General features: G+C 62.8%; 24 protein-coding genes. 8 read left to right on the top strand and 16 right to left on the bottom strand.

From position 1 onward, the window contains the following. The first annotated feature begins 70 nt into the window (after nucleotides 1-70). Nucleotides 71-1,158, top strand: a protein-coding gene (locus AC3FLX_RS31235; RefSeq protein ID WP_488696234.1) for an IS3 family transposase whose coding sequence is annotated in 2 segments (ribosomal slippage) — nucleotides 71-323 and nucleotides 323-1,158 — 1,089 coding nt in all. Because the reading frame shifts where the segments join, the coding sequence is not laid out codon by codon here. Nucleotides 1,159-1,177: 19 nt separating this feature from the next. On the opposite strand, the gene AC3FLX_RS31240 is transcribed toward AC3FLX_RS31235, so the two are convergent. The 4 genes from AC3FLX_RS31240 to AC3FLX_RS31255 all read right to left on the bottom strand — a co-directional run bounded on the left by AC3FLX_RS31240 (nucleotide 1,178) and on the right by AC3FLX_RS31255 (nucleotide 5,676). Further along, complete coding sequence (locus tag AC3FLX_RS31240; RefSeq protein ID WP_488701193.1) at nucleotides 1,178-2,026, bottom strand: FecR family protein; 849 nt, start codon at nucleotides 2,024-2,026, stop codon at nucleotides 1,178-1,180. After that, entirely contained in the window at nucleotides 2,010-2,597 is a 588-nt protein-coding gene (locus AC3FLX_RS31245; protein WP_488701194.1) for an RNA polymerase sigma factor, read from the bottom strand. Before AC3FLX_RS31245 ends, AC3FLX_RS31240 begins: the two co-directional genes overlap by 17 nt. A gap of 180 nt (nucleotides 2,598-2,777) precedes the next feature. Further along, nucleotides 2,778-3,506 carry a hypothetical protein gene (locus AC3FLX_RS31250; RefSeq protein WP_488701195.1) on the bottom strand — a complete coding sequence of 243 codons (729 nt, stop codon included), beginning with the start codon at nucleotides 3,504-3,506 and terminating at the stop codon, nucleotides 2,778-2,780. A gap of 7 nt (nucleotides 3,507-3,513) precedes the next feature. Next, the gene (locus AC3FLX_RS31255; RefSeq protein ID WP_488701196.1) at nucleotides 3,514-5,676 is read right to left on the bottom strand and encodes a TonB-dependent receptor; all 2,163 of its coding nucleotides are present in this window, start codon (nucleotides 5,674-5,676) and stop codon (nucleotides 3,514-3,516) included. 373 nt (nucleotides 5,677-6,049) lie between these two features. Here AC3FLX_RS31255 and AC3FLX_RS31260 point away from each other — a divergent pair, with 373 nt between their 5' ends. Continuing rightward, nucleotides 6,050-6,559 carry a helix-turn-helix transcriptional regulator gene (locus AC3FLX_RS31260; RefSeq protein WP_488701197.1) on the top strand — a complete coding sequence of 170 codons (510 nt, stop codon included), beginning with the start codon at nucleotides 6,050-6,052 and terminating at the stop codon, nucleotides 6,557-6,559. Nucleotides 6,560-6,591: 32 nt separating this feature from the next. Here the strand turns inward: AC3FLX_RS31260 and AC3FLX_RS31265 are convergent, their stop codons facing one another. The 6 genes from AC3FLX_RS31265 to AC3FLX_RS31290 all read right to left on the bottom strand — a co-directional run bounded on the left by AC3FLX_RS31265 (nucleotide 6,592) and on the right by AC3FLX_RS31290 (nucleotide 12,208). After that, nucleotides 6,592-7,302, bottom strand: a complete 711-nt coding sequence (locus tag AC3FLX_RS31265; RefSeq protein WP_488701198.1) for a hypothetical protein — start codon at nucleotides 7,300-7,302, stop codon at nucleotides 6,592-6,594. Nucleotides 7,303-7,305: 3 nt separating this feature from the next. Further along, complete coding sequence (locus tag AC3FLX_RS31270; RefSeq protein ID WP_488701199.1) at nucleotides 7,306-9,762, bottom strand: TonB-dependent siderophore receptor; 2,457 nt, start codon at nucleotides 9,760-9,762, stop codon at nucleotides 7,306-7,308. 182 nt (nucleotides 9,763-9,944) lie between these two features. After that, nucleotides 9,945-10,391, bottom strand: coding sequence for a Fur family transcriptional regulator (locus AC3FLX_RS31275; RefSeq protein WP_488701200.1), 447 nt, complete (start codon nucleotides 10,389-10,391; stop codon nucleotides 9,945-9,947). 594 nt (nucleotides 10,392-10,985) lie between these two features. Next, nucleotides 10,986-11,351: a hypothetical protein gene (locus AC3FLX_RS31280; protein ID WP_488701201.1), complete on the bottom strand. Its 366-nt coding sequence runs from the start codon at nucleotides 11,349-11,351 to the stop codon at nucleotides 10,986-10,988. 127 nt (nucleotides 11,352-11,478) lie between these two features. Further along, the gene (locus AC3FLX_RS31285) at nucleotides 11,479-11,718 is read right to left on the bottom strand and encodes a DUF2789 domain-containing protein (RefSeq protein ID WP_488701202.1); all 240 of its coding nucleotides are present in this window, start codon (nucleotides 11,716-11,718) and stop codon (nucleotides 11,479-11,481) included. 121 nt (nucleotides 11,719-11,839) lie between these two features. Further along, complete coding sequence (locus tag AC3FLX_RS31290) at nucleotides 11,840-12,208, bottom strand: 5-carboxymethyl-2-hydroxymuconate Delta-isomerase (RefSeq protein WP_488701203.1); 369 nt, start codon at nucleotides 12,206-12,208, stop codon at nucleotides 11,840-11,842. 65 nt (nucleotides 12,209-12,273) lie between these two features. Between AC3FLX_RS31290 and AC3FLX_RS31295 the strand changes: the two genes are divergently transcribed. Continuing rightward, nucleotides 12,274-12,792: an MgtC/SapB family protein gene (locus tag AC3FLX_RS31295; RefSeq protein ID WP_488701204.1), complete on the top strand. Its 519-nt coding sequence runs from the start codon at nucleotides 12,274-12,276 to the stop codon at nucleotides 12,790-12,792. 56 nt (nucleotides 12,793-12,848) lie between these two features. Here AC3FLX_RS31295 and AC3FLX_RS31300 read toward each other — a convergent pair whose 3' ends face one another. Both AC3FLX_RS31300 and AC3FLX_RS31305 read right to left on the bottom strand, forming a co-directional pair. Further along, nucleotides 12,849-13,688 carry an IclR family transcriptional regulator gene (locus AC3FLX_RS31300; RefSeq protein WP_488701205.1) on the bottom strand — a complete coding sequence of 280 codons (840 nt, stop codon included), beginning with the start codon at nucleotides 13,686-13,688 and terminating at the stop codon, nucleotides 12,849-12,851. A gap of 8 nt (nucleotides 13,689-13,696) precedes the next feature. Beyond that, nucleotides 13,697-15,298 (bottom strand): class I adenylate-forming enzyme family protein, encoded by a 1,602-nt coding sequence (locus AC3FLX_RS31305; RefSeq protein ID WP_488701206.1) that lies wholly within the window; start codon nucleotides 15,296-15,298, stop codon nucleotides 13,697-13,699. 303 nt (nucleotides 15,299-15,601) lie between these two features. On the opposite strand from AC3FLX_RS31305, the gene AC3FLX_RS31310 reads away from it, so the two are divergent. The 4 genes from AC3FLX_RS31310 to AC3FLX_RS31325 all read left to right on the top strand — a co-directional run bounded on the left by AC3FLX_RS31310 (nucleotide 15,602) and on the right by AC3FLX_RS31325 (nucleotide 20,236). Continuing rightward, nucleotides 15,602-15,901: a DUF3649 domain-containing protein gene (locus AC3FLX_RS31310; protein WP_488701207.1), complete on the top strand. Its 300-nt coding sequence runs from the start codon at nucleotides 15,602-15,604 to the stop codon at nucleotides 15,899-15,901. Beyond that, a complete protein-coding gene (locus AC3FLX_RS31315) occupies nucleotides 15,901-17,529 on the top strand; it encodes a PepSY-associated TM helix domain-containing protein (protein WP_488701208.1) in 1,629 nt (542 codons plus the stop codon). The genes AC3FLX_RS31310 and AC3FLX_RS31315 overlap by 1 nt, the downstream gene beginning before the upstream one ends. Further along, on the top strand, nucleotides 17,526-17,912 hold the full coding sequence (locus AC3FLX_RS31320; RefSeq protein ID WP_488701209.1) for a DUF3325 domain-containing protein: 387 nt from the start codon (nucleotides 17,526-17,528) through the stop codon (nucleotides 17,910-17,912). Before AC3FLX_RS31315 ends, AC3FLX_RS31320 begins: the two co-directional genes overlap by 4 nt. 119 nt (nucleotides 17,913-18,031) lie before the next feature. After that, complete coding sequence (locus AC3FLX_RS31325; RefSeq protein WP_488701210.1) at nucleotides 18,032-20,236, top strand: TonB-dependent receptor; 2,205 nt, start codon at nucleotides 18,032-18,034, stop codon at nucleotides 20,234-20,236. Between the two features lie 5 nt (nucleotides 20,237-20,241). Here the strand turns inward: AC3FLX_RS31325 and AC3FLX_RS31330 are convergent, their stop codons facing one another. Next, the gene (locus AC3FLX_RS31330) at nucleotides 20,242-21,123 is read right to left on the bottom strand and encodes an AraC family transcriptional regulator (RefSeq protein WP_488701211.1); all 882 of its coding nucleotides are present in this window, start codon (nucleotides 21,121-21,123) and stop codon (nucleotides 20,242-20,244) included. A gap of 128 nt (nucleotides 21,124-21,251) precedes the next feature. Here AC3FLX_RS31330 and AC3FLX_RS31335 point away from each other — a divergent pair, with 128 nt between their 5' ends. After that, nucleotides 21,252-21,797, top strand: coding sequence for a carboxymuconolactone decarboxylase family protein (locus AC3FLX_RS31335; RefSeq protein ID WP_488701212.1), 546 nt, complete (start codon nucleotides 21,252-21,254; stop codon nucleotides 21,795-21,797). Between the two features lie 86 nt (nucleotides 21,798-21,883). Here AC3FLX_RS31335 and AC3FLX_RS31340 read toward each other — a convergent pair whose 3' ends face one another. From AC3FLX_RS31340 to AC3FLX_RS31350, 3 genes are all read right to left on the bottom strand, one after another. Then, the gene (locus AC3FLX_RS31340) at nucleotides 21,884-22,534 is read right to left on the bottom strand and encodes an HAD domain-containing protein (protein WP_488701214.1); all 651 of its coding nucleotides are present in this window, start codon (nucleotides 22,532-22,534) and stop codon (nucleotides 21,884-21,886) included. A gap of 345 nt (nucleotides 22,535-22,879) precedes the next feature. Beyond that, entirely contained in the window at nucleotides 22,880-23,080 is a 201-nt protein-coding gene (locus AC3FLX_RS31345) for a hypothetical protein (protein ID WP_488701215.1), read from the bottom strand. A 182-nt stretch (nucleotides 23,081-23,262) separates the two neighbouring features. Then, nucleotides 23,263-24,867: a methyl-accepting chemotaxis protein gene (locus tag AC3FLX_RS31350; RefSeq protein ID WP_488701216.1), complete on the bottom strand. Its 1,605-nt coding sequence runs from the start codon at nucleotides 24,865-24,867 to the stop codon at nucleotides 23,263-23,265. Nucleotides 24,868-25,064 lie beyond the last annotated feature (197 nt).

Below are 25,064 nucleotides of genomic sequence, written 5' to 3' on the forward strand. Positions count from 1 at the left end.
GGTATTCCCCCCGTAAAGTAAGCGTCGCGGGAAGTAGAATTTTCTATCAGCGGTACCTTAGGAAATTTGCATGAAGACCTCCCGATTCACGGACAGCCAGATCATCGCCATCTTGAAGCAGGCCGAAGCCGGCACACCGGTTCCGGAGCTATGCCGGGAGCACGGCATGAGCAACGCTAGCTTTTACAAATGGCGGGCCAAATATGGCGGCATGGATGCGGCGCTGATGACACGGATGAAGGAATTGGAAGCCGAGAACGCCCGCCTCAAGAAGATGTATGCCGAGGAACGCCTGAAGGCCGATGTCCTGAAGGAAGCCATCGAAAAAAAGTGGTAAGGCCATCTCACCGACGTGAGATGGCCATGCGTGCCGTGCGAGAACGCGCCCTGACGGTCAAGACGGCCTGCGCTGCCTTTGGCGTGAGCGAGACGTGCTATCGGTATCAGGCCAAGAGCTCGACGGAGAATGACGTCATCGCCGATTGGCTGGTCAAGCTGACCCACAACCAGCGCAACTGGGGGTTCGGTCTGTGCTTCCTGTACCTGCGCAACGTCAAAGGCTTTGGCTGGAATCACAAACGCGTCTATCGTATCTACCGGCAGTTGGAGTTGAACCTGCGCATCAAGCCCCGCAAGCGGCTGGTGCGTGAGCAGCCCGAACCGTTGGCGGTGCCATTGACGTTGAATGAAAGCTGGTCGATGGACTTCATGCACGACCAGTTGGCCGACGGCCGCAGCATTCGGCTGTTCAATGTCATCGACGACTTCAACCGGGAAGGCCTGTGCATCGACGTGGACTTCTCGCTGCCATCACCGCGAGTGATCCGCGCTCTGGATCAGGTCATCGAGTGGCGAGGGCCGCCGCAGGCGATTCGGTGTGACAACGGCCCGGAGTATGTCAGCGAAGCATTGAAGAACTGGGCCCGCAAGCGGGGAATCAGGTTGCAGTTCATCCAGCCAGGCAAGCCTCAACAGAACGCCTATATCGAGCGGTACAACCGGACTGTGCGGTATGACTGGCTGGCGCATTACCTGTTCGAGACCGTCGCCGAAGTCCAGGACTACGCGACAAAATGGCTATGGTCTTACAATCACGAACGCCCCAATATGGCGCTCGGTGGCATTACCCCGAAACAACGATCGGCCATCATGGCCTAGCCTCTACTTCCAGCGACCGCTAGAAATGGGGGGAATACCGCACGACAGCAACGGGGAGGATGGTCGGCAACGTGTCGATAAAGGACTCAAGTCTGCTGATGTCGAAGTCGCCAGACAGTCGCAATGTGCCAATACCTTCATCGCGCATCCGTATTGGGGCGGTTCGATAGCGCTGAAGTTCGGCTACCAATTGCTGCAATGGCGTACCGTCCAAAACCAGCCGGCCATCGGCCCACGCCGTATGGTCGGGGTGCGTGGCGCGTTCGGACATGGCGCCGCCCGCCGTTACCTCGATGGCGCGTCCTTGCAGCAAAGCCATCGCTTGCGGAGCGCTGGTGGTCGATACGGCAACCTCCCCATCCAGTACGGCAACATCGACCGTGCGAGTGGGGTCATCTGGGCGGCGTCGGACGTTGAATACCGTACCGATGTCCAGAATGGTCGTATTGCCGGCCTCCACGACGAACTTGCGCCATCCGTGAGACACGGTAAAGCGGGCCTCTCCCTGTTCCAGGACGATGCGCTGGCTGCGCAAGTGGTTTTCGACCACCGCGACCGAGTTGGTATTGAGCTGGATGGTCGAGCCATCGCGGAGGGTCCAGGTTGTTCTTTCGCCGATACGGGTGGCAATCTGAGACGACTGCCACGCCGGATCGACGGCCCACAACGTGGCAATCAACGCGCTGACAGCCGCGACCGTGGCTCCCGCGGCACGCTTGCGTCGGCGCTGAACTTCGACACGCGCCTGTTTGAGCAATGCATCCTTGCTCGGGTAATGCCCGATGAGCGCGTCCTTGAACGAAGCCAATGGGTCGCCCGATGTCACGGTCTGCCTGGGCGACTTGGGCGGGTCAGCACGTCTTTTCATCGGCAAAGTGCGTTGGCGTGGTAGCGGATGGCGCGGAGGATACCTCACGCCCCTCCGGTTGCGCGTCATTGGATGGACCGTTTGCCGTGCCGAAATCCAGCACGGGGCGCAGGGTGGACATTGCGCGCATGACATGGCGCGCGACCATGTTTCTTGAGATACCCAATGCCTCGGCAATCTCCGCTTGCGGCATGTCATGAAGCCGATGCAGCAAAAAGACCTGCTGGCATCGGGGCGGCAAATCGTCGATGGCACGGCGTATGAGTTCGAACTGCTGACGCCAAAGGAGCTGTTCCTGGGGGCCGATCGTGTGGATGGCGTCGGCGTACTGCGCTTCAGCTTCTGAGACGATACTGGCGTGCCTTGCTTCCGCGCGTTGACGGTCAATGGCGCGATAGAGCGAGGCGCGCCTGAGTAGCGCCAATGGCTGCCTTACCGTCGTGCGGCTTGGGCGCTCCAGTAGTTGCAGGCACAGGTCATGCACAACGTCCCGCGCGAAGGAACGTCCCGAGAAACGCCGGCGCACATGATCGACTAGGTCCTCATAGTGTCGGACCAGCGTCGCCAGCAAGGTCTGGTTCTCAGGCAGTGGATTCACGAGCGCGTGGAAGAGTGCAGGGCAAGGGTCGGGAAGTTCGGCGTTGCGCCCGACGAGTTGCCGATAAGACCGGTGCGCGGAGATGCCGCCACGTGGAAAGTGGCGGCGTCAGAGACGGTGTGCTGGCCTATAACCGCCAGCCATTGCCACGAATCAATGCGGTTGTGACGAGCCCCACTTGGTCGGCACCTGGGTGGCCGAACCACGCGAGACATTGATGGTGGCAGTGGTGCGATGGCGCATGGCCTCGTAGGCAACCCCGTTGAACTTGCCCGGGGTCTTCTCCAGACGCACGACGTGAAGGATGTACTGACCCCGCCAAGGGAAATCAAAGTGCACCTTGCCTTCCTTGTCGGTCGTTGCTTCCCGTGTCCACGCGTTGGGCGCGATGATCCGGACATCGGTCGCGGCCAGCGGGGCACCGCGGAAGACGACGCGGAACTCGCCAGCGGTAGCGGTAGGCAGGATGTCGAGGGTCATGGCCTCCGCATCGCTTGCGGGCACGCCGTCCACCAGGCGGGCGTAGAACATGGGCTTGACGATGCCGATACCGGCGCGCGTCCAGTCCTTGACCTCGTAGGCGCCTTCCGTTGCCACAATTGACGTGCCGCGCGGCGGTCGTGCGAACGCAAAGCCGCCCGCCTCGCGCGTTGCCTGCACCGCGCTCGACTGACCGGAGCTGGTCACGGTACGAATTTCGGGCGCCGGCATTTCATCGAGGCGGCCAGGGGAGCGTTCGCGCAGCATCTCTTCGTACTCGCCGAAGTAGAGATGTCCGCCGGCCTTGTCCTGTTCAAGCCAAAGGTAGTGGGCTTGCGCAGCGGACGGGGCAAGGATGGCCAGCGTCAGGGCCAGTCCGGAAAGTAGTGAATGGCGAATCATGATGTCCTCACTGGAAACGGTAGCGCGCCGTCAGCATTGCGCTTCGCTTGTCGCCAGGCAGCGCACCGGAGAAGGTCGGCGACGTGTAGTACGTCTTGTCGGTCAGGTTGCGCAGGTTCAGTGTGACGTCGAACTTCTTCTGGCGGTAATAGATCGCGGCATCGAGCACGACGTATGACGGCACCTGATACAGGTTCAGCGAATCCGCATAGCTGTCGCCCTTGTAGGTCAGGCCCAGCCCCACGCCCCAGCCATGCAGCGCCTGTTGCTGGAAGTCATAGGTGGTCCACAGGCGGCCGCCGGTGCGCGCCACGCCGGCCGGGCGAGTACCGGCAATGCTGCGGTTGTTCACGCCCATGATCGCGTTCGAAGCCAGCGCGTTCGATTCCACTTCCACGTTCTGCAGGACGAAGTTGGCCAGGATGGTCCAGCCAGGCATCGGCAAGGCGGACAGTTCCAGTTCCACGCCGCGGCTCTTGTCGCGGCCATCGGGCGTCGGGCTCAACGCGCCCGGCAGCGTGATGTAGTAGTTCTTGCGCGTGGTTTCGAACAGCGACACGTTCGTGTTCAGCTTGCCTTCCAGGAACTCGGCCTTGACGCCGATTTCCTTCTGCAGGGCTTTTTCCGGCTCAGTGGACAGCGCGGCCGGTTCGGTCGACACGTTGATGAACTTGCTGGTCGATACCCCGGCGTAGAACGACAGCGCGCGCGTGGGTTGCCAGACACCGCCCAGCGAACCGGAGGTCAGGTTCTGTGTATCGCCGATCGAACGGAAGGCGGTGCCTTGCGTGCCGACGTCGCTGAATTTCACGTTGTCGTTGCGCACGGCGCCGCGCAGCTTGAAGTGTTCGCCAAAGGCCAGCTGGTCCTGCAGGTAGACGCCAACGTCCTCCTGCTTGAGCACGCGATTGAAACCCTGGGCGGGCACCGCGGGAATGCCAGCCAGCGTCGTCTCGGGAACGACCGGTGCATTGATGTTGAGGATGTTCGGCAGGTTGTAGCCCGTGCGAACCGTGTTGATGTGGGTATCCGAGTATTCCAGCCCGAACAGCACCGTGTGATCGACCGGGCCGGTGCGCGTCTTCCAGACCAGCTCGTTTTGGGCCAGGATGAAATGGCCGTCATCGAGCTGCGTCCGCGCGGCACGGCCGGTCATCTGGTTCTGGGCGTTGCCGCCATTACCGCCCGCATTGCGGGTCATGTTGAGCGAGCGTTCGTCATAGATGAACGCCGTGCGCATGGTCAGTGACGGGTCAATGCGCCAGTCGTGGCTGACCGTGACGCGGTCGATCAGTTGGCGCGTGTCGTTGAACGGGCTGTAGTAGCGCGCATCGCGCGGCGCGCTGGCGATCTTGCCCTGGCTGTTGAAGACGATGCCATAGTTGTCCGGGACGATATTGATGTCGCGGTGGTCATAGTCGATGGTCAGCGTCTTGTTGGTGTCGTAGGCCCAGCTGAACGACGGGGAGACTTCGCGGATGTCGCGGCTCAGGCCACGGTAGCCGTCGCTCTTTTCGTAATCGGCGATCAGGCGCGCATTGACCTGCGAGCTGACGGGGCCGCCGACATCCACATAGGTGCCCCAGGTGCCGAAGCTGCCGCCGAAGGCGCCGATCTCGGCGCTGAACTTCGGCTGCGGCTGCTTGGTGACGATGTTCACCGTGCCGCCGGGCTGGCCTGATCCGTACAGCGCCGAGCCCGGGCCCTTGAGGACTTCGATACGGTCGACGTCGTACATCGTCCGGTAGTAGCCGTTCTGGCTCGGCCCGTCGATGTATCCGTCGCGCAGGAAGCGCATGGCCAGGCCGCGGATCGTGTAGTTATTGGCAAAGCCATAGCCGCCGGCCAGTTGCGGCTGAACGCCAGCCGAATTCTGCAGCGCGTAGTTCAGGTCGATGGCGCCTTGGTCGCGCAGCACATCTTCGGGAATGACGGTGATCGCGGCAGGAATATCGCGCAACGGGGTATCCGTCTTGGTGCCGGTGCTAACCGTCTCGTTGGGATTGCCAGGCAGCATCTTGCCGCCCGAGACGGTCACGGATGGCAGCGTCTGCTCGGAAGAATTGGACTGGGCCAGGACGGAGGCGGGCAGGCCGGCGATCAGGGCGGACGCCAGGGTGGCGATAACAGTGAGGCGTGGCGCGTGACCGCGGCGGGCAGAACGGGACATTGACGTAGGACGGTTGGAGTCGGAGGTTCGGATGCAACGGCGCGCGAAAACGCCGGGATTCTTGCTATCGACCCGCTGCAGAGCGCAGGTCAGCCAGGAGAAACCTAATGCGAATCATTTGCAGCAACAATCCGATTTGCGCCGTTCCCTGACGTTTGTCCCGTGGAAATTGGCTGTTTGTCAGGCGATGTTTGATGAACTTTTGCAACACAGGACATCTGTCCCGGTACACAAAAGCGCCGCTAACTTATCTTTTATGGCTGATTCTTTAGAGAAACTGCTTTCGTGATAAGTGAGAATCAGTTACATTTGGGCTCCCGTTCGGAGCCGTCGTGCACTGTGACAGGGGAGTCAACGTCCAGAGTTCGCGACCATGCCGACCAAACTCGCTTTCCTACTGATTGTTTTCCCGGCCTATCAGGCGTGGGACTTGTATCAGCTCTTCGCCATCGGTGCCGACTTTCATGTCATCACCGAAACGGTCGCGACCTTGGCGTTCGTCGCAATTCTTTTCGTCGTGATTCGAGAGCGGCGCCGTGCGGCAAAAGACTTTGCGAACCTCAAGGCTTCCGCCGAGGCCGCGCAGCGAGCCGTGGCCGAAAGGGACGAGGTGTCGCAGCAGTCGACGCGGCATTTCCTTCAGTCCATGCAAGTGCAGTTCGAATCCTGGAAGCTGACACCCTCGGAAAAGGATGTAGCTCTGCTGCTCGTGAAGGGACTGTCGCTTGAGGAAATCGCCCAAGCGAGAAAATGCGGTGCCAAGACTGTTCGTCAGCACGCGGCCAACGTGTACGCGAAGGCAAATCTCAACGGCCGTCATCAACTGGCCGCTTACTTTCTTGAAGACCTCCTGGTCGTGCCGACCAGTCAGTTCGCCCACTGAATCCGGATTCGATACAAGGGCCCGCCGCCTGATTACTTCGATTTGGATTGCGCAGCCCAATCGAGCGTGGCATCGAATAGGCGAAGTCCTTCGCGCGAGAGATTCGGGAACGTTTCGTTATCCAGAAAGAACATCACTCGGCGTGCCGGTGCGATGGACTCGTAGTCCATCGTGGCGCCTTTCTCGTAGGTGAAGACCGCCGCCTTGTCTGGCTGCCCATATAGCGTGGCAATGGTGCTGGCGCCAAGGCCCGGCTTACCCCAACTCATGGGGCCCTGCTTCTGGTACACGTTCACGACCCCTGTGGGGAGTCCCCCGGCTGCCTGATGCGGGGCATTCACAAGCCAGACATAACGCTCCCGTGGTGCTTCCCCGAAGTCGGTGTCATGGCGTTTTCCTGTCATCGCCAAATCATCGAGATAATCGTTCTCCCAGGTCATGAGTGGGACTGGAAGCTGTCTCCAGCCGGCCTTCATCGCTTTCGCGGAGACGGTCGAGGAAAGGATGATGCAATCGACGTTGGCGACAACATCGGGGGAGACGTCCTGATCGTAGATCTTGACGTGATAACCGCGTGATTCCAGATGGTTCTTCACCATCTGGTCCACGGCGGCGCTGGGGCCGGAGACTTGCGTGACGAGCGCAATATTGCGTTCGGCGGCGCAGGCTGCCGCTGACCAGATCGCGCCTGCGGTGCAAATGGCCGCGACAGTCCAGCGATGTGTATGGAAGAGACCAGGCATGGGTCAGAACTCGAAGGTGGTGATCAGGGAGACCTGCCGCGCGTCGCCGACAGCGACGAAGTAACGATTGGCGCTCGACGGGTAGTACACGCGATTGAAGAGATTCTTCGCGTTCAGTTGGAACCGAACCTTCTGGCCGCTGATGCGCGTTTCGTACGTGGCAAATGCGTCAAAGAGGGTGTAGGCCGGCAGCGTGAAGCTGTTTGCCGAATCACCGGGACGATTGCCAACATAGTGAACCATGCCGCCAAGTCGGAGCCGGTCGCCGCCAAATATCTGCCCGAAGTCGTAGACGGCCGATAGAGACGCCGTGTGCTGGGCCACGTTCCATAGACGGTTTCCGGCATACAGCGGATCTTCGGTGGTCTTGGCATCGATATAGGCATAGCTCGCGATGACATTCCATCGGGTGCCAATTTGCCCGGACAGATCCAGTTCCGCACCGCGTGAGCGGGCTTTGCCGGACGTGCGCCAGTCGGTCAGCTTCGTTACGTCGTTGAATTGAGAAACCAGTACGTTCTTCTTGTCGATGTTGAACAGCGCGAACGTGCCAGTCAGCCCGCCGACAAAGTCCACCTTCGTCCCCAGTTCCCAGGATTTTGCTTCTTCAGGCGCGATCGAGGAATCGATGACGACGCCGCTGCTAAGCGGTGCAATCGTGGAAGTTGGCTTGAGCGATTCCGTGTAGCTTGCATACACGGATAGTGCGGGTGTTGCCTTGTAAACGACGCCGGCGCGCGGCAGCCATTTGTTTCCCGAAATATCGGTGTTGGCGACGAATGGTCGCCCACGCCCGGCCATTTGGCTCCAACTCATAAAGCGAACGCCGCCCACGAGAATCCACTTGTCGGTCAAGTACAGGCTGTCCTGCAAGAAGACCGACGTATTGTGAAGCGAGTCGGTCTGGTCACTGTCGCTTGCAGAGACCGTGGTGGAAGGGCTTTCAAGGCCATACACCGGATTCAAATAGCTGAACTTGCTCGTCGTCGCCTGGCGAAGGAGGTCGGCTCGATAAATCAATCGATACTCGCTATCCATGCCAACCTGCAGGTTATTGCGCATGCCGCCCAGCTTGAAGTTGCCATCAACGTAGGCAATGCCGTAGCTGTCCGTGCTCAATGCACCGTGCGTTGCATCGTTGCTGCGTGTCAGCGTTCCATTGCTCGTGTTCACGCCATTCACGCGAAGCTGTCCCGCGTCATAGGTCTCGCGGTTGTAGCTATAACCGAAGTGGCCCTTCCAGTCGGCGTTGAATTGGTGATCCACCGACAGTTGCGCCAGATGTGACTCGCCGCTCATCTCGTTAAATGATTCGTCGAGTCGGCGTCGGCTGGGAATCGGCAGCGGTTCGTTCGTGCGAGGGTCCAATGCCGTGCCACGGTCGAACGGATAGAGGAATTTCCGATATTCGTACGACAGCACGGCTTGCGTCTCCTTCCCATACCAGGCCACCGACGGCGCGATCAGCGTTTCACGATGGATGCCGAAATTGCGCCAGTACTGCTCGTCGGTGTAGTCGGCCACGAGCCGGTAGGCGAGTGGCGTGTCACCAATGGCGCCGGTCGTGTCGAGGGTGCCACCGGCGCCGTTCTTGCCGTGACCATAGGTGGAGCCTCGGAGGGACAGCTCGGTATGGCGCTTCAGCTCTGGAACCTTGCTGACGATATTGACCACGCCGCCGGGGTCCATGATCCCGTACAGCAGCGACGCCGGCCCCTTTACCACTTCCACGCTTTCCGCCGCCGCGTTGAAGCCGCGACCTTGCACGAGGGGCATGCCGTTATGCATGATCGAGCCGTCGCGATTACCACCGAAGCCACGCTTCATGATGGTGTCCTGCGTGCCGGCCAGCGTATTGCCCTGAGTGATGCCGCTGACGTTTCCCAGGGCATCGTCGAGATTGCGGGGGCGCTGGTCCTGCAGCACCTGTGCCGGAACAATGTTGACGACCTGGGGCGTATCCTGAAGCGGCAAATCCGAGCGGAGCGTGGAGGGGCTCGGTTGCGGACGATAAGTCTCGGTAGGGCCCGCGGCGCTTACGGTCACCTGGGGAAGAGTCGGTCCGCTGGAAGATTCGTGCGACGCTTGACCTGCCGGTTCCCTGCGTACAAGAAGATAGCTCCCGTTGTCCTGGGTTGCACCGAGGCCGGTGCCCTCCAGAAGTTTGTCCAGGCCACTCTGAACCGTGTATTGGCCGCGCAGGCCATTGGTAGTCAGATTCGCCGTTTGTTCGGGAGTAAAGGCCAGCAAAATGCCAGATTCGCGGCCGAACCGGTTCAACGCCGTTTGCAGGGCGCCGGCTGGAATGTCATACGAGCGGGAAACCGGCGTGACATGCGGCGGGGTTCCCTGCGCGAAGCCTGGGGCGACGTGGGTGAAGACCGAGCCAAGGAGCGCGGTTGCAAGAACGGTGCGCGGGAATAGTTTCGTCGTGCGAGAAGAGCGGCTTTGAACGGGCATACGTGGAATCTGACAGCGTGACGTGAGAGGAGGTCTCACTAGCTATGTCACGCGAGAATCCAAAACAGACCACCCTTCTTGAAAAGTTCTTGCCCAGCGGGCTAAGCTGACCTGCCCACGACGGGCAGCGACCGTTGGCGGCGGTGCTTGGCGCGGCCGGTTGCCAGTCTGCCTTCAGTTCATCATCGATCCGCGCAACTCGAACATATTCCGACCATAGCCAGGTCGACATTGGCAGCCCTGAGTCCGTGCGCACTGAAGTGTTTCAGCAGGGTCCGCTCGAAATCGTCATCGAAAACCTCATCGATTGAGCCGCACCGTACGCAGTACAAGTGTCGATGGGATGACTGGTTTGCCAGTTCGTAGAACGTTTGAATCCGATTTTTCTTTTCCTGCACCAAAACACGTGACAGCACGCCGAAGCTCGCAAGCTCATATATCGCGTTCTTCAGGGTGGATATTCCAGGCAGCTCGCCGTTTTCCAGCATGGCAGCGCAAAGCTGCTCGGCGCTCAAATGTCGCTGCGAACTTCGCTGCAGCGCATTAAGAACGGCTACCTTGGCGGGAGTTACCGCAATCCAATTGTTTTCCAGCAATCTGGTCGACGACAGGGACGCTTCGCTGGACATCGGGTTAATCGTGGCTCCCATATGTTCGAGCGGGATTTCTCAATCCCAATAATGGACATCGGTAAAAATGCCAAATCTCGACCGTTGGCGATGATATTGGCAGCAGTCCAGAGTAGGGTAGCCAGAGAAAGGCGCACAAGATGCATTCGACTGGTTTGGGACGTTTGTACCGGTGCCTGTGTACCTTTGTACCGCGACATGGGCGACACATGACGCCGCATGCTGGGGGTCGGCGTATCGTTCGGCAACTGGCGAGCGCGGGCGCGCTTCGAGATCAGTCCGCTTTACGCGGTTAGGGGATGACAGTTTTCCCACGTTTACGGCCACGCCCGGAGCCAAAACCAGGTAAATGGATTGGTGAGCGATTTTCCTGCTTGCGACGCTTCCGGGATTCTGGCTGATACAGGGCTGGTTTGATATCGGCTATTGTCGGTGTGGCTTCAGGCAGCGCGAGAAATCAACATAAGGTATGGCGAGACGAAAATACTCGTCTTACGCTCCATACCATTTTTCGGAAGAAAAGATTCCCTTCGCCTGATTATGCGGGCTTAGGATTGATCGTCCCAATTTATGGGAGATACGGCCGTCCCCGGTCTACTGCATGCACTTTTCCTGATAGACCTTCTGCAGCTGGCGGCGTGTCCGGTCGCGTTCGACCGTGGAGATTTCGTTGCCCTGGCTATTTTCGACCGGCGAGTTCGACGGCCGATAACTGCGGCGCGGGGTCTCGCCGATCTCCAGAGCCAGCTTGTCGCATTGCTCCTCCAGAGAGGGAGGTTGTGCGGGGGTGGGCTGGAACCGGATCGAGCCCTGGCGCACCGCATCGGAAATCGCGTCGTTGATGGCGGCGTCGGCCGCGGACGGCTGCGGCGTCTGCGCGTGCCCGTGGAACATGGGCGTCAGGCCGGCAAGCAACAGGGTGGTCACTGCAAGTTGGCAGACAGGACGGCGCAGCAGCATGACGATCTCCAAAGCGTACTGGCATGCCCGCCGCGGCGCGGCGGGTGGCGGGTCGCAATCACCTGCCGGGTGGGTGAACGATGGTAGTCCCGATCGAGCGCGGGCGTCCATCGTCGTTGCGGGTGTCTCAGACCGGCGCGCGCAACGCCAGGTTGAGTTGATCGACGGCCTCGGCCCAGTCGGCATCCTCGATGATTTCGTCGCGCAGCAGGGTGGCCTGGGCAGGCGTCCAGAACGGCGCTTCCCAAAGCTCCTTGTCCTGGGGCAGCGGGGAATGGCTGGCGATAAAGGCCCGGATGCCGGCCTCGTCGGACGGCAGGCCGAGCTGTGCGAACAGGTCCGAAAACGGGTGGAATGGCGTGTCCATGCGAAGTCCCTCGGCTATCGGCGGATGGCTGGCGGCAGCCCGCCGTGTGGCGGGCCGGGCGTGGCTGGTGCAGGTTTCAGCTTAGGCCAGGATTGCCGCGCCTGCATTCGGCCGGCCTCAATCAGCCGCCGACGATCTGCTTGGAGAATGTCGCACGTTCCATTTCCACCACGTTCGCGGTCACCTGCACGGTCTGCCCCGGCGCACCGGGACGCACCATTTCCGAAATCGCATTCACTACCAGTTCGCCCAGCTGCTTGCGCACGGCCTGGTCGCGGCCGTCCAGTATCTGCAGCGTGGCATGCACGAAGGCACGGTCGGCCTGCTCGGTGCCCTGGCGGTACGTGGACAGCGTGACACAGCGCGACTTGATATCGGGTTCCTGGAACTGGCCGCTCGACAGCAATGCCGCATTGGCTTCGTCGAGCAGCTCCTCCTGCGAGCAGGTCAGGCGCGTGTTCTCGGTGAGTTCGATGACGAGGTGGGGCATTTGATCAGTTCCGATCGAGGGATTGGGAACCTGAATCGTACGGCAATCCCGACTGTCATGTCGACGTGACACGCGCTAAGCTTGCCGACATGGACCATTTCTCGCTTGAACTGTTCTGGCGCCTGCTTGGCGGGCTTGCCGCGGGTGCCGTCATCGGCCTGGACCGCAACCTGCACGGCAAGGCGGCCGGCATGCGCACACTCGGTCTGGTGTCACTGGGCGCCGCCACGGCAGTCTGCCTGGTGACGCTGGACAGCCACCCGGCCGATGCGATGTCGCGCGTGCTGCAGGGGCTGCTGACCGGCGTGGGTTTTCTGGGGGTGGGGGTGATCGCCCGGCATGGCGTGCATGATCGCCCGCAAGGCTTGACCACGGCGGCTGGCATCTGGCTGGCGGCCATACTGGGGGCCGCCTCGGGCGCCGGTTATTACGCGATCGTGGTGACCGCGCTGGTGCTTGGCATGCTGCTGCTGAGGCTGGGTGGCCGCCTGGAAAACGCTCTGCATGCGCGCTTCGATGGCAGGCTGACGAAGAGCCCGCCGTACCGCCGGGACGACGGTTCCGACGATGGCGAGAAAGGGTAACGACCGGCAGGGAGGCGACCGGCCGCCGCGTTGACTGGCAGGCGGCCGTGGCTGCTTCAGGCCGCGACGCCGAGCGCGGTTTCGATCTTGCGGATATGGTGCCGCAACTGCGGCCGCACCTTTTCCAGCAGATGCGCGGGTGGCACCAATGCGTTCGGCCCGCTGCAGCTCAACGTCATCGGCGGCAGCGATGACCCTGGGCGAAATGCGAGCGCAATCGAATTGATGTCGGGCAGCCATTCGCCAAACGACGTCGTGCAGCCCAGCCGGCGCTGCTCGTCGCGGCAGTTCGACAGGATGCCTTCGGCCTGCGCGGCGCTGACCTTGTCGTCGGCGCGGAAGGCCGTCAGCGCCTGGCGCTGCTCGGCTGGCGACAGGGCCAGCAGATAAGCACGGCCCGCGGCGGTGGTCAGGCCCGACACGCGGCTGCCCACGGGCACACGCAGCGTCAGGTAGCTCTCGGACTGGCAGTTCTCGTAGATCAGCATGCGGCCGCGATCGCGCACGATCAGCGATGCCACGCCTTGCGACAATTCGGCCAGTTCCTGCATAAACGGCTTGGCCACGGACAGTACGTCCACGCCTTGCTGTCCGGCCGGTGCCAGTGCCAGCGCCGAGCTGCCCAGGCGATAGCGCACGGGGTCCGTCAGCGCCTGCAGGTAGCCGAGTTCGGTCAGCGTGTGTGTCAGGCGCGAGATGGTCGATTTCGGCAGACCGCAGCGCTGCGCCAGTTCCGCGTTGCCCAGTTCGGCATCGAACGCGCGGAAGCAGGCCAGCACGTCGAGTCCACGCGCCAGCGCGGTGACGAAATGGCGGTCTTCCTTGCGGTTGTCTTTTCTTGCGGGCGACGTGCCGGCTTCCGGCGCGTCCGCGAGGTCGATCAGGGTATCTTCCATGAGGCTGCTCATACGTTGCCGGCCGCCAGCTGCTCGCGCAGCCGGGCCTTGAGGATCTTGCCCGACGGCGCGGCGGGCAGCTGCGCCACCGTGCGGATTTCGGCGGGAATCTTGTAGGGGGAAAGGCGCTCACGCAGGAAGGCGCGCAACGCCGTTTCGTCCAGCGTCATGCCGCCGCGAATCTCGACAAACGCAATCACTTCCTCGTTGCCTTCCACCGTGCGCCCCACGACGGCCGACTGCAGCACGGCCGGGAACGCATTGATCGATTGTTCGACTTCCTCGGGATACACGTTGAAGCCCGAGTGGATGATGATTTCCTTGGACCGGCCGACGATCGACACCGCGCCATCGTCCTCGATGCGCGCTAGGTCGCCGGTATGCAGCCAGCCATCGCTGTCGATGGTCTGTGCGGTCAGGTCGGGACGCCGGTAGTAGCCCTTCATCACGTTGGGTCCGCGCACCAGCAGCTCGCCGCTGCCGTCGGGCAGGAGCTCGCCCAGTCGGATTTCGACGTCGGGTACCGCGGGACCAACCGAGCAGTCGCTGCGCGGGCTTTCCACGCGGGTCTGACACACCGTTGGCGAAGTCTCGGTCATGCCGTAACCATTGTTCAGCACGATGCCGAAGGCGTCCTCGAAAGCAGCCTTCAGCGATACCGTCAGCGGCGCACCGCCAGACTGGGCGATGCGCAGCGACGGCGTGCGCAGGGACTGGCCGTTGGCGCGGCCCCATTCGATCACCTTGGCGTACATGGCCGGCACGCCGTGCAGCACAGTCAACTGGTCGTCGATCAGTGCGCGCACGAGCTTCTCGGGCCGGAAGCGCGGCTCGTAGTAGACCGTTGCGCCGTTGGATACCGGGCCGACCAGCAGCACCGACAGGCCATACACATGCGAGATCGGCAATACGCCGTAGATGCGGTCACCGGGCTGCACCCGCGACTGCATGCGGTTGGAATGACCGATAAACATCAGGTTGGCGTGGGTCAGCATCACGGCCTTCGACGCACCGGTGGTGCCCGTGGTGTAGATCATCGCCGCTACCTGCTGGCGCGGGTCGGCTTCCACGGGCTCGGGCGTCACGCTGTTATCGACGGCGCTGACCAGCAGCTTGCCCACGTGCGTCCACTCGGCCCATTGCGCGCCACGCGCCAGACCGTGCTCGCGCGCTTCGGGGAAATCGTTGTCCAGATACAGCGTCACGCGCGCACCGGCGTGTTCGACGATGTTGGCAATCTCACGTTGCGAGAGCCGCGCGTTGACGGGCACCGACCAGGCATCGAGCGCGCTCAATGCGAGCAGGACCACCGCGCAGCCCACGCTGTTTTCCGTCACCAGCACCACGCGGTCGCCGCCACGCACGCCGAGTTTCGACAGCGTGTCCGCCGTCTCGCGCACGGCGATGTCGAGTTCGGCGTAGCGCAGCGCGCGGTGCGCATCCACGATCGCGACGCGGTCGGGCGCGCTGGCCACCCAGGGCGCCATCGTCTGATGCAGGCGATCGAACGCCGGCTCGAAAGGTGGCGGTGAAGCAGGGGAGGAAGCAGTGGATGCGGGCGAGGCGGCTGCGGGCCCAGAACGGGCCGCGGGTACGGCGGTACTGCGCATGATGTCTCCGGTAAGGCTGTCCGGCGTTGCGAGAGTCGCCGGTATTCGATGAAGTGGATCGTCCCATCGTTCTTCGACGAGTGTCAACCGCACGGCGGAACGAGAATTCTGCAATGCAGAATTCAATGAAAATCTCTGTGCGAATATCGGCGCCCTAATTCCGCGACGCCAGGCGGGATTTGCGCCATTTGCGACATGTCTGCCAATGTCTTGTGCCGGAAACGTATCTCGTCGTACGTCCTTGAAGACAATGCAGATGAGAACGCTTATCATGTGCGCTGGATTTTTTCGATGCAGACAGACATGAAGCAGGGCGTTCCGCTCGGATATCGCATGGCGATTGCCTCGCGTGCGATGGCCGCCATCCTGGGTGGTTATGCCGTGGCCGCACTGGCTACGGGATGCGTCTCGCTGGTGCTGGCGCAATGGACCGGCATGGCCCGGCCCGAGGCCGTGGTCACATCCACGCTGCTGTCGTTTCTCTGGTTCGCGCTGGCGGTGGTCTGGGTGTTTGCCGCCGATACCGCCTGGCGCGCGTGGATCGGCCTGATCGTGCCAGCCGCCGTGCTGGCGCTAGGCTGGCTTGCCCTGCGTGGTGCGTGATGAGTGAACTCAAAAAAGGGCAAGGGTTGCGCCAGTCGATGGCCTGGCTGCATACGTGGTCGGGCCTGCTGGTCTGCTGGGTGCTGTTCCTGGTGTTTTGCGGCGGTACCGCCAGCTACTACAAGGACGAGATCACGATCTGGATGAAGCCCGAGCTGCACGGCATGCTCGGCCAGAAAGTGCCCGCCGGAGACGCCGCGCAGCGCGCCTACGCCTATCTGCAACGCGAGGCGCCCGACGCCGAGCGCTGGTTCATCACAATGCCGGACGAGCGCAATCCGGCTATCTCGATGTTCTGGACCCGCAAGGCCACACCTGCCGATGCCGGCAAATCGCCGCGCGCCCGGCTGGAGATTCGCACGCTCGATGCCGCCACCGGCGAACCGGTGCCCGGTGCGCGCGATACCCGAGGCGGTGAATTCCTCTATCGCCTGCATTTCGATCTGCACTACATGCCCGCGATCTGGGCGCGCTGGATCATCGGCTTCTGCACGATGTTCATGCTGGTGGCCATCATCAGCGGCGTGATTACGCACCGGCGCATCTTTGCCGATTTCTTCACGTTCCGTGCGCGCAAGGGGCAACGGTCATGGCTGGACGCCCACAACGCCGTGGCCGTCCTGGCATTGCCGTTCCATTTGATGATTACCTACACGGGCCTGGTGACGCTGCTGTTCATGTATATGCCCTGGGGAATTCAGGCCGTGTACAAGGGCAACGAGCAGGCATTCAATGCCGAGGTGGCGGCGCGCGCGCCGCGCGTCAAGGCGTCGACGGAGGCCGCGCCGCTCGCGCCTATCGCACCGATGCTGGCGCAGGCCTCCTCGCACTGGGACGGCGCGGCGCCACGGCGCATCGTCGTGGACGCGCCGAACAAGGCCAATGCCACGGTGTCGGTGACGCGCGAAGACGGCCGCAATATCCGCACGACGGCGCCCACAGTGGTTTTCGCGGGCGCCACCGGCGCGCTGCAGGCGAAGCTGGGCGATGAAGTCGCGCCTGCCAGCACCACGCGTTTCACGATGGTCGGACTCCATGTGGCCCACTTCGCGCCGGAGTTGCTGCGCGCGTTGTTCTTCGCGTCCGGCATCGCGGGCTGCCTGATGGTGGCGACGGGTGCATTGCTGTGGGCCGTGAAAACACGCCAGAGTCACGCGAAGCGTATCGCCGCAACCGGGCGCACGCCGTTTGGGCTGCGGCTCGTCGAGGCGCTGAACCTGGGCGTCATCGCGGGGCTGCCTATCGCCATCGCCGTGTACTTCTGGGCCAACCGCTTGCTGCCAGTCGATCTGGCGCAACGTCAGGCTACCGAGATTCAGGCATTCTTCGCGGCCTGGGCACTGGCGGCCGTGCTCGGGCAATGGCGCCCGACTCGCGCGATGTGGCGCGCGCAGCTATGGGCCGGCGCGGTGCTGTTTGCCGGCCTGCCGTTGCTCAACGCGCTGACGACGTCGACCCATCTGGGCGTCACGCTGCTTCACGGCCCGGCCGTGGTGGCGGGCTTCGACCTGACCGTGCTGGTGCTTGGCATTGGCCTGGGTGCCGCGGCATGGATGCTGGGCCGTCGCAGCACGGTGACGCGCAAGGCGACCGCACCGCGCGCGGTGTCGCAGGAGGTTGCGCAATGACCGATGGGATCGCAACGATTTCGGTCGGGGCTGCCTGCGTGGCGGGTCTGGGCTTTGCGATTGCGGGATTTGCATGGCTGGCGCAGGCGATGGATCGCCACCACGCCGACATGTTTGGCCGAGGCAGCGTCCCCGCACCGGCGCGCGTCACGCGCTTGCGCTGGCAGGGAACGATCGCGCTGGCGCTGGCATTGACGGCGTGTGTACTCGCTGAAGGCTGGGCGTTCGGCGTGGTGTATTGGGCAGGCGTGCTGACGGTCGGTGCAATGACCGTGGTCGGCGCGTTTTCGTGGGCGCCGCAAGCTGCGCCACGCCTAGCCAATGCCTCGATTGCAGTGGGCGTTGCCGCCGCGTTGGCATCGCCCTGGCTCATGCAGCCATAAGCAGGTCACGAGCATCGCCAGCAGAGCGATGCCGCTATTTACGGACACAGGTCATGTCTGTCCGCCGCGTCGGGAATCGCGGTGCTGGAGAAATCGTTTTCATTTTTGGGAGTGTCATCTTGTCTTTTGCCGTACCCCGCGCTCGCGCGCGCGCCTTACGTTCTTCTCGTACCAACCTTCGCCACATCGTCACGGCCCTGGCCGCGGCGGGCGTGCTGCCGTCGCTGGCGTTTGCCCAGGAAGCCGCCCCGCCTGCCGCGCAGGCATCGGCACAGCAAACGCTGCCGACCGTGACCGTCAAGGGCGAAGCATCGCCGGATCAGCTGCCCGCGCCCTATGCCGGCGGCCAGGTTGCGCGCGGCGGCCGTATCGGCGTGCTGGGCAACCAGGATTTCATGGATGTGCCGTTCAGCGTCACGTCGTACACGGCGGAGCAGATCCAGAACCAGCAGGCACGCACTGTGGGTCAGGTGCTGGCCGATGACCCGGCGATTCGCGTGAGCTCGGGCTTTGGCAACTTCGCCGAGACGTTCGTGGTGCGCGGCTACCAGCTTGCTTCGGACGATCTGAGCTACAACGGCCTGTACGGCATCGCGCCGCGCCAGCTCGCGTCGACCGAAGGGCTGGAGCGTGTGGAAGTGTTCCGCGGCGCCAACGCGTTCCTGACCGGCGTGTCGGCCACCGGCAGCACCGTCGGCGGCTCGATCAACCTGGTGCCGAAGTACGCCACGGCTGCACCGATTACGCAGGGCACACTCGACTACACGAGCGACGGCCAGGCTGGCGGCCACATCGATGTGGGCCGTCGTTTCGGCGACAAGAAGCAGTTCGGCGTGCGCGTCAATGCGATGGCGCGCGGCGGCGATACGGCCATCGACAACGAAAGCCGTCAGCAGCGCCTGTTCACGCTGGGCATGGATTACCAGGGTGATAACTTCCGTGTGAACGCCGATTTCGGCTACCAGAAGCAGCGCATCTATCAGGGCCGCAGCACGGTCAACCTGTCGGGCACCGCATTGCCGGCCGTGCCCTCCGCCACGACGAACTTCGCGCAACCGTGGACCAATTCCTCGCTGGAAGATATCTACGGCACCATCCGCGCGGAGTACGACATCACGAAGGACTGGACGGCATACGCCGCGTTCGGCGGTCACCACACCAATGAGTTCGGCAGCTACAGCGGCGCCACGGTAGGCAACAACGGCTTTGGCACCGCAACCCGCCTGACCGTGCCGTTCGAGCAGGACACGTATAGCGGCGAAGTCGGTGTGCGCGGCAAGTTCACGACCGGACCGGTCAAGCACACGGTCAATCTGAGCTGGTCGGGTCTGGAGCAGAAGAAGGCCACCGCCTTTGAGTTCTCCAGCAGCTTTGCGACCAATCTCTACAATGCGCCGATTGTGGCCTATCCGTCGGCACCGGCCACGGGCAATATGTCCGATCCGTTTGTCACGCAGCGGACCAACCTCAACGGCGTGTCCGTGTCTGACACGCTCGGCTTCCTGAACGACCGTGTGCTGCTGACCGCCGGCGTGCGTCAGCAGGTGATCAACGTACGCGGTTATGCCACCGCAACGGGCGCGCAGACGTCGACGTACAGCGATTCGGCGACGTCGCCGATGTTCGGCCTCGTCGTGAAGCCGCTGCAGAATCTCTCGGTGTACTACAACTACATCGAGGGCCTGGCGCAGGGTCCGACGGCAGGCAACACGGCAGTGAACCGTGGCGAAGTGTTCCCGCCGACCAAGTCGAAGCAGCACGAGGCAGGCGTGAAGTACGACGCCGGCTCGTTCGGCACGACGCTGGCCTTCTTCCAGATCGAGCAACCGATTGGTACCACGCAGTCGAACAACGTGTTCGGCCTGCAGGACCTGCGTAACCGTGGCGTGGAACTGAGCGTGTTCGGCGAGCCGCTGCGCGGTGTGCGCCTGCTGGGTGGTGTGTCGTATATCGACTCGCAGTACCAGAACACGGGCAACGCGGCGACCGAAGGCAAGAAGGGCGTGGGTGTGCCGAACTACAGCATGACGTTGAGCGGCGAGTATGACCTGCCGTTCCTGGCCGGCGCGACGGTGTCGGGCCGCTTCATCCAGACCGGCCGCCAGTATGCGAACACGACGAACACGATTGCGCTGCCGTCGTGGAACCGCTTCGACCTCGGTGCCCGTTACACCTTCAAGGCTTCGCAGATGCGCTACACGCTGCGTGCCGCCGTGGAGAACGTGTCAAACAAGGCCTACTGGGCGAGCGTCTCGACTTCGGCTAACACGCTGTACATCGGCAATCCGCGGACGTTCAAGTTGTCGATGACGGTCGACTATTGAGTCGGCTAGGGCATCGGCAGATGCTTCTGCTCCGCGCGTAGCCAGTCGCGCGGAGACTGGCCAACCCTGGCCAGAAACACACGCGACAGCGCCGACGGATTGGCATAGCCCAGTTCGTCGGCCAGCAACTTGAGCGGCGCGCCGCCGCGCAGCCTGGCCTGCGCCAGGCTCACGCGCCAGTCGGTCAGATAATCGGCCGGCGGCTGGCCCACGACGTCGCGGAACGCGGTGGCGAATGCGCTGCGCGACATGCCCGCGCATGCGGTCATCTTCTCCAGATTCCAGTTCTCCCCCGGCGCTTCGTGCATCGCCACTAGCGCCCTAGCCAGTCGTGGATCGGACAGGCCCGAGATCAGTCCGGGCTGCACGCCGACCCGGCCGGGATGATCGAGCATCCAGCGCAGCAACTGGATCACCACCACTTCGAACAGCCTGTCTGCCAGCAGCCGCTGGCCGCAGCGCACTTGTTCGGTTTCTGCGAAGAGCAGCGAAAGCGCGGGTGAAAGCCCCTGGACCTCGGCAAGGGGCAGCACGATCAGCGGCGGCAACGCGCGGGCCAGCGGATTCCTGGCGCCACCGGCAAATTCCAGCGTCGCGCACGAAAACTGAGATCCCTCGGCCGGTGGATTGTGAAACGTGTGGAGCGCTGGCCGGGGATAGAGCAGCAGTGACGGCTCGCGGATTTCCAACCGGCGCGGCAGACCCCTGGTCTGGTGCGTGACGCTCATCTCGCCTTCACGCATGACGTGCAGGAAGCCGCGATCCGGTTCGTGAAAGCGCGAGACGCCGCACAGCGGGCCGGTGTGGAACAGATGCGCGTGGATGCTGAACCGCTCAAGCAGCGCGGACAGGCGATCCACGGTAGGTAGGACGGGAGTGGCGGTCACGGCTGGACGAATAGGTAAGTTTTCTGGATGGATGGTATCCCATCGTACGCCGTGGGCGACCATAGTGGAACCCAAGGACGGCGACGTCCTGATCTCAACCAGTCAACCACCCGTACAGGAGATTCATCATGACCGCACGCATTCCTCTGCCCGAACCGAAGTCCGCACCGGCAGGCAGCCAGACCGCCCTGAACCAGATCCAGGCCGCCTTTGGCGGCGTTCCCCAGATGTTCCGTGCCGTATCGAATTCGCCGGCGGCGCTGCAGTCGATGTGGGGTGCCTTTGGCGCGCTCGGCGGCGGCGTCATTCCGGCGAAGCTTGGCGAACAGATCGCGGTGGCCGTGGCCGATCGCAACCGTTGCGAATACTGCCTGGCTGCTCACACGGCGCTTGGACGCAAGGCCGGTGCGTCGTCGGCCGAGATGACGGCGGCCCAGTCGGGCCAATCAGAAGATCCGAAAACGGCGGCGGCACTGGCTTTTGCGCTGCAGGTGGTGGAGGCACGCGGCCAGGCGTCTGACGCGGATGTGGCGCGGCTGCGCGAAGTGGGCTTCAACGACGGCGAGATAGTCGAGATCGTCGCCCATGTCGCGCTGAACCTGTTCACCAACTACATCAACGTTGCCTTCAACGTACCGGTGGATTTCCCGGCCGTGAAGCTCAACGCCCGCTAATTCTCAGACCCAGCATAAAAAATGGCCGCCATGACTGGCGGCCATTTTTTTGCATTGCATCACGGCGTGATGCTAAGGCGGCAATCTTATGCGTGGATGCCGATCGGCTCCAGATGCTTGCCGGTCAGGCTGGCCACGGCGATGGCCATCGCCTGCTCGCGTGCCTCGGCGGCGGCGGGGGCCGGCATGAAACGCTCGGGTTCATCGCGTGCCAGGCGTTGCAGGTGGCGCAGCTTGGCCTTCAGACCGGGCTCTACACGCGAATCCGGCGTGACGGTGGACGGGCAGGCGACGCCGAGGATGTCCAGCGCGCGGCGGAAGTTGTCCACGGTCAGACCTTCGGCCGGGTCTACCTGCACCAGGCGGGCACGTTGTGCCTCGGTGAAGGACGCGGCCGGCGAGGTCGACAGGATGACCCAGGCACCCGGCGCGGCGTGCTGGCTGAACCAGGCATCGATTTCCGCGACATGCCCGCCTTGCACCGGCGGCGTCATTCCCTCCACCTGCAGGTCCAGTTGCTGGAAGATGGCGGCCGGCGTGCCTCGGCGCCACGCGTCCGAAACCACCACACGGGCTCCGGCAATACCGAAGAGGCGGCGCAGATAGCCCAGGGCGATGGGATCGAAAAACCTGACGTCACGCAGGGTCCCCGTGTTTGGCGTACCACCCAGGCGGGCAGCGGAGCGGTCCGAGTACAGGACGCCGGGTACGTCCAGCATGATGAGGCGTTCGGTCATGATTTCTCGTGGTCAATCGGTGATGGGATGAATCAAGCGTATCCGGCTTTTGCGTGGGAAAGTCGACACAAAGTGTTCGTAAGTGCAACAGTTGTGTAACTTTTACGCGGGACTCGTAAATGCCGGTTACTGCGTGGGTCCAAGTGTTTCTCGCGGACACACCTGCCGCGCCAGGCCTTGTTTTCCGGCCTGATCCGCGCTGCGGATATCGCCGTAATGCACGCCTCAACGGGTGGTGAGCGAGCCTGGTTGACAGGAATTTGAAAGGAAATGTTCGCCGGAATGACACGAAGCGGGCAGACGGCCCGGCGGGGCAGGCTAACAGCCAATAACTGACAGATTGTTCTAGCCCTTCTGCAGTAATCGCATTTCGAAATGCTCGAATGCGTATTGGCAGGTGATGCTGCAGAAAAGGTCTGCCTGGCCGACCGCCTGTTCGCAGGCGTGACAGGTTCCGCAGGGCTTGAGTCTGGGTGCCCAGTCGCGGCCGGCTGCTTCGAAATCTTCCTGGAACGACATATCGTCCTGCACTGCCTTGCGTAGCATGCGTGTTCTCCGCGTTCCGTCAGCCTCAGCGTTGATCCAAGTCTCGATCGGCCCCCGCTTTCAAGGCGATGGCGCAAACGCCATGCTAACGGTGGGCGGCCGTATAGCGAATCGGATCTGACTTAATTACGGCGGCGCGCGACGAAGCTGAAGTTTGTGGCAGTGCGGCAGAAACTCAGGGTTCAGAACTGAAAGCGTGCAACGTCGGCTTCCAGCGAGGCTGCCTGGTGATCGAGCTGTGTCGCCTGCTCGCTGACGACGTCGACGAGCTTGGCATTGTCGGCGCTGGTCTGTTCCAGCCGGGACAGCGCGTCGCCCACGGTGCGGATGCCATCGGCCTGTTCGTCGGCCAGCATGCGCAGTTCGGCGGCCAGGGTATGGCTGTGGTTCACGGCGGCGTCGATGCCCGACATGGCCGCCTCCACGCGGCCGCTGAGGTCGGCGCCACGGGCGATTTCATTGGCGGCATCGCCGATGATGCCGCCAATCTCGCGTGCGGCGGTGGCACTGCGCTGGGCGAGGGCGCGCACTTCCTGCGCCACGACGGCGAAGCCTCGGCCTGCCTCGCCAGCTCGCGCAGCTTCCACCGCGGCGTTGAGTGCCAGGATATTGGTCTGAAAGGCGATGCCTTCGATGACGGACACGATTTCCGAGATATTGCGGGACTGCGCGTGGACGTTCGACATGGCGCCGCTCATATCGCGCACTGCCGCCATGCCGACTCCCGTGGCCTCGCGGGCGCGACTGGCCATGTCGCTGGACTCCTGCGCCTGTGCATGGGCCTGCTGGACGAGCGTGGTCAGGCGCGCGACATTGGTCGTGGCCTCCGTCAACGCACTGGCTTGCTGCCCGGTGCGCGTGGCCAATTCCTGGTTGCCGTGGGCGATGCCGTCGCTTGCAGTGGAAATCTCGTGCGCACACTGCTGAATGCGCGCCAGTACGCCGGCGAGCTGATCACGCATGCCCGCCAGGTTGAACAGCAGACTGCTGCTGTCGTGTTCGCGCAAGGTAATCCGAGCTGTGAGGTCGCCGCTGGCGATGCGCGTGGCGATGCTCGCTGCATCGCGCGGCTCCCCGCCGAGTTCGCGCGTCAGGCTGCGTGCGGCAATCCATGCGAGCGCGGCGGCCGAAACCAAACTGGCCACCAGCAACACGCTCATCACGGTTTGCGCCGTCACCTGTGCCGAGGCTACGCCAGCTACCGTATCAGCAGCCTGCTGGGCCATCGACACCCGTGTGGTTTCGATCAGTGCGCCAAGCTTTTGCAGTTGCTCGCCAAGGAAATGGCCGTCGATGGAGACCGCCGCATCGAATTGCAGCGAGTCGAGCGGTTGCTTGCGGATCAGGTCGACGTACTTGTCCACCAGTTCTCCGGCGGCCTTGCGTTCGTTCAGCAATGCGCGGGCCTGGGCAGGCGCGGCCTGGCGTACGCCATCGACCGCTGCATCGAGCTGCCTGGAAGCATGCGCGATATCGTTGGACGCGGTATCGCGTTCGGCGGAACTGGTGGCCAGCGTCAGCGCAAGCTGCGCGCGGCCCAGCATGGCCAGCGACGCCTGTGCGCGCTCGGCCGCGATGGCGCCGCGCATATCGCGCTGGTAGAGCTTGTCGGTGTCGCGCTTCAGGTCGATCAGATTGAAAATGCCGGTGAGACCGACAATCGCGCCGAACGCGTAGATCAAGACAAACGCCGCGGAAAGACGCACCACCAGCGGCAGCGCCGCCAGTCCTTTCCATACGGATTGGCCGCGCCGCCCCGGCAATCCAAGCTTGATGGCTTGCAACACAACAGAACTCCTTCGGAGCAACGCTCCGCCATACATGACCCTGGCAAACCGCAGCAGGCCGGCCTCTCGTCGATGCGGTCATGAAGACGTATCGCGGGGCCTGGTCTTGTTGCAGTGCGGCGTGATCCTCGGCGACCTGTATGACAACAATGTGACAAATGGCATGCGACGAGTTTGTCACACGGATGACATATTTC

It is taken from the genome of Cupriavidus sp. 291-E7, assembly GCF_057798835.1.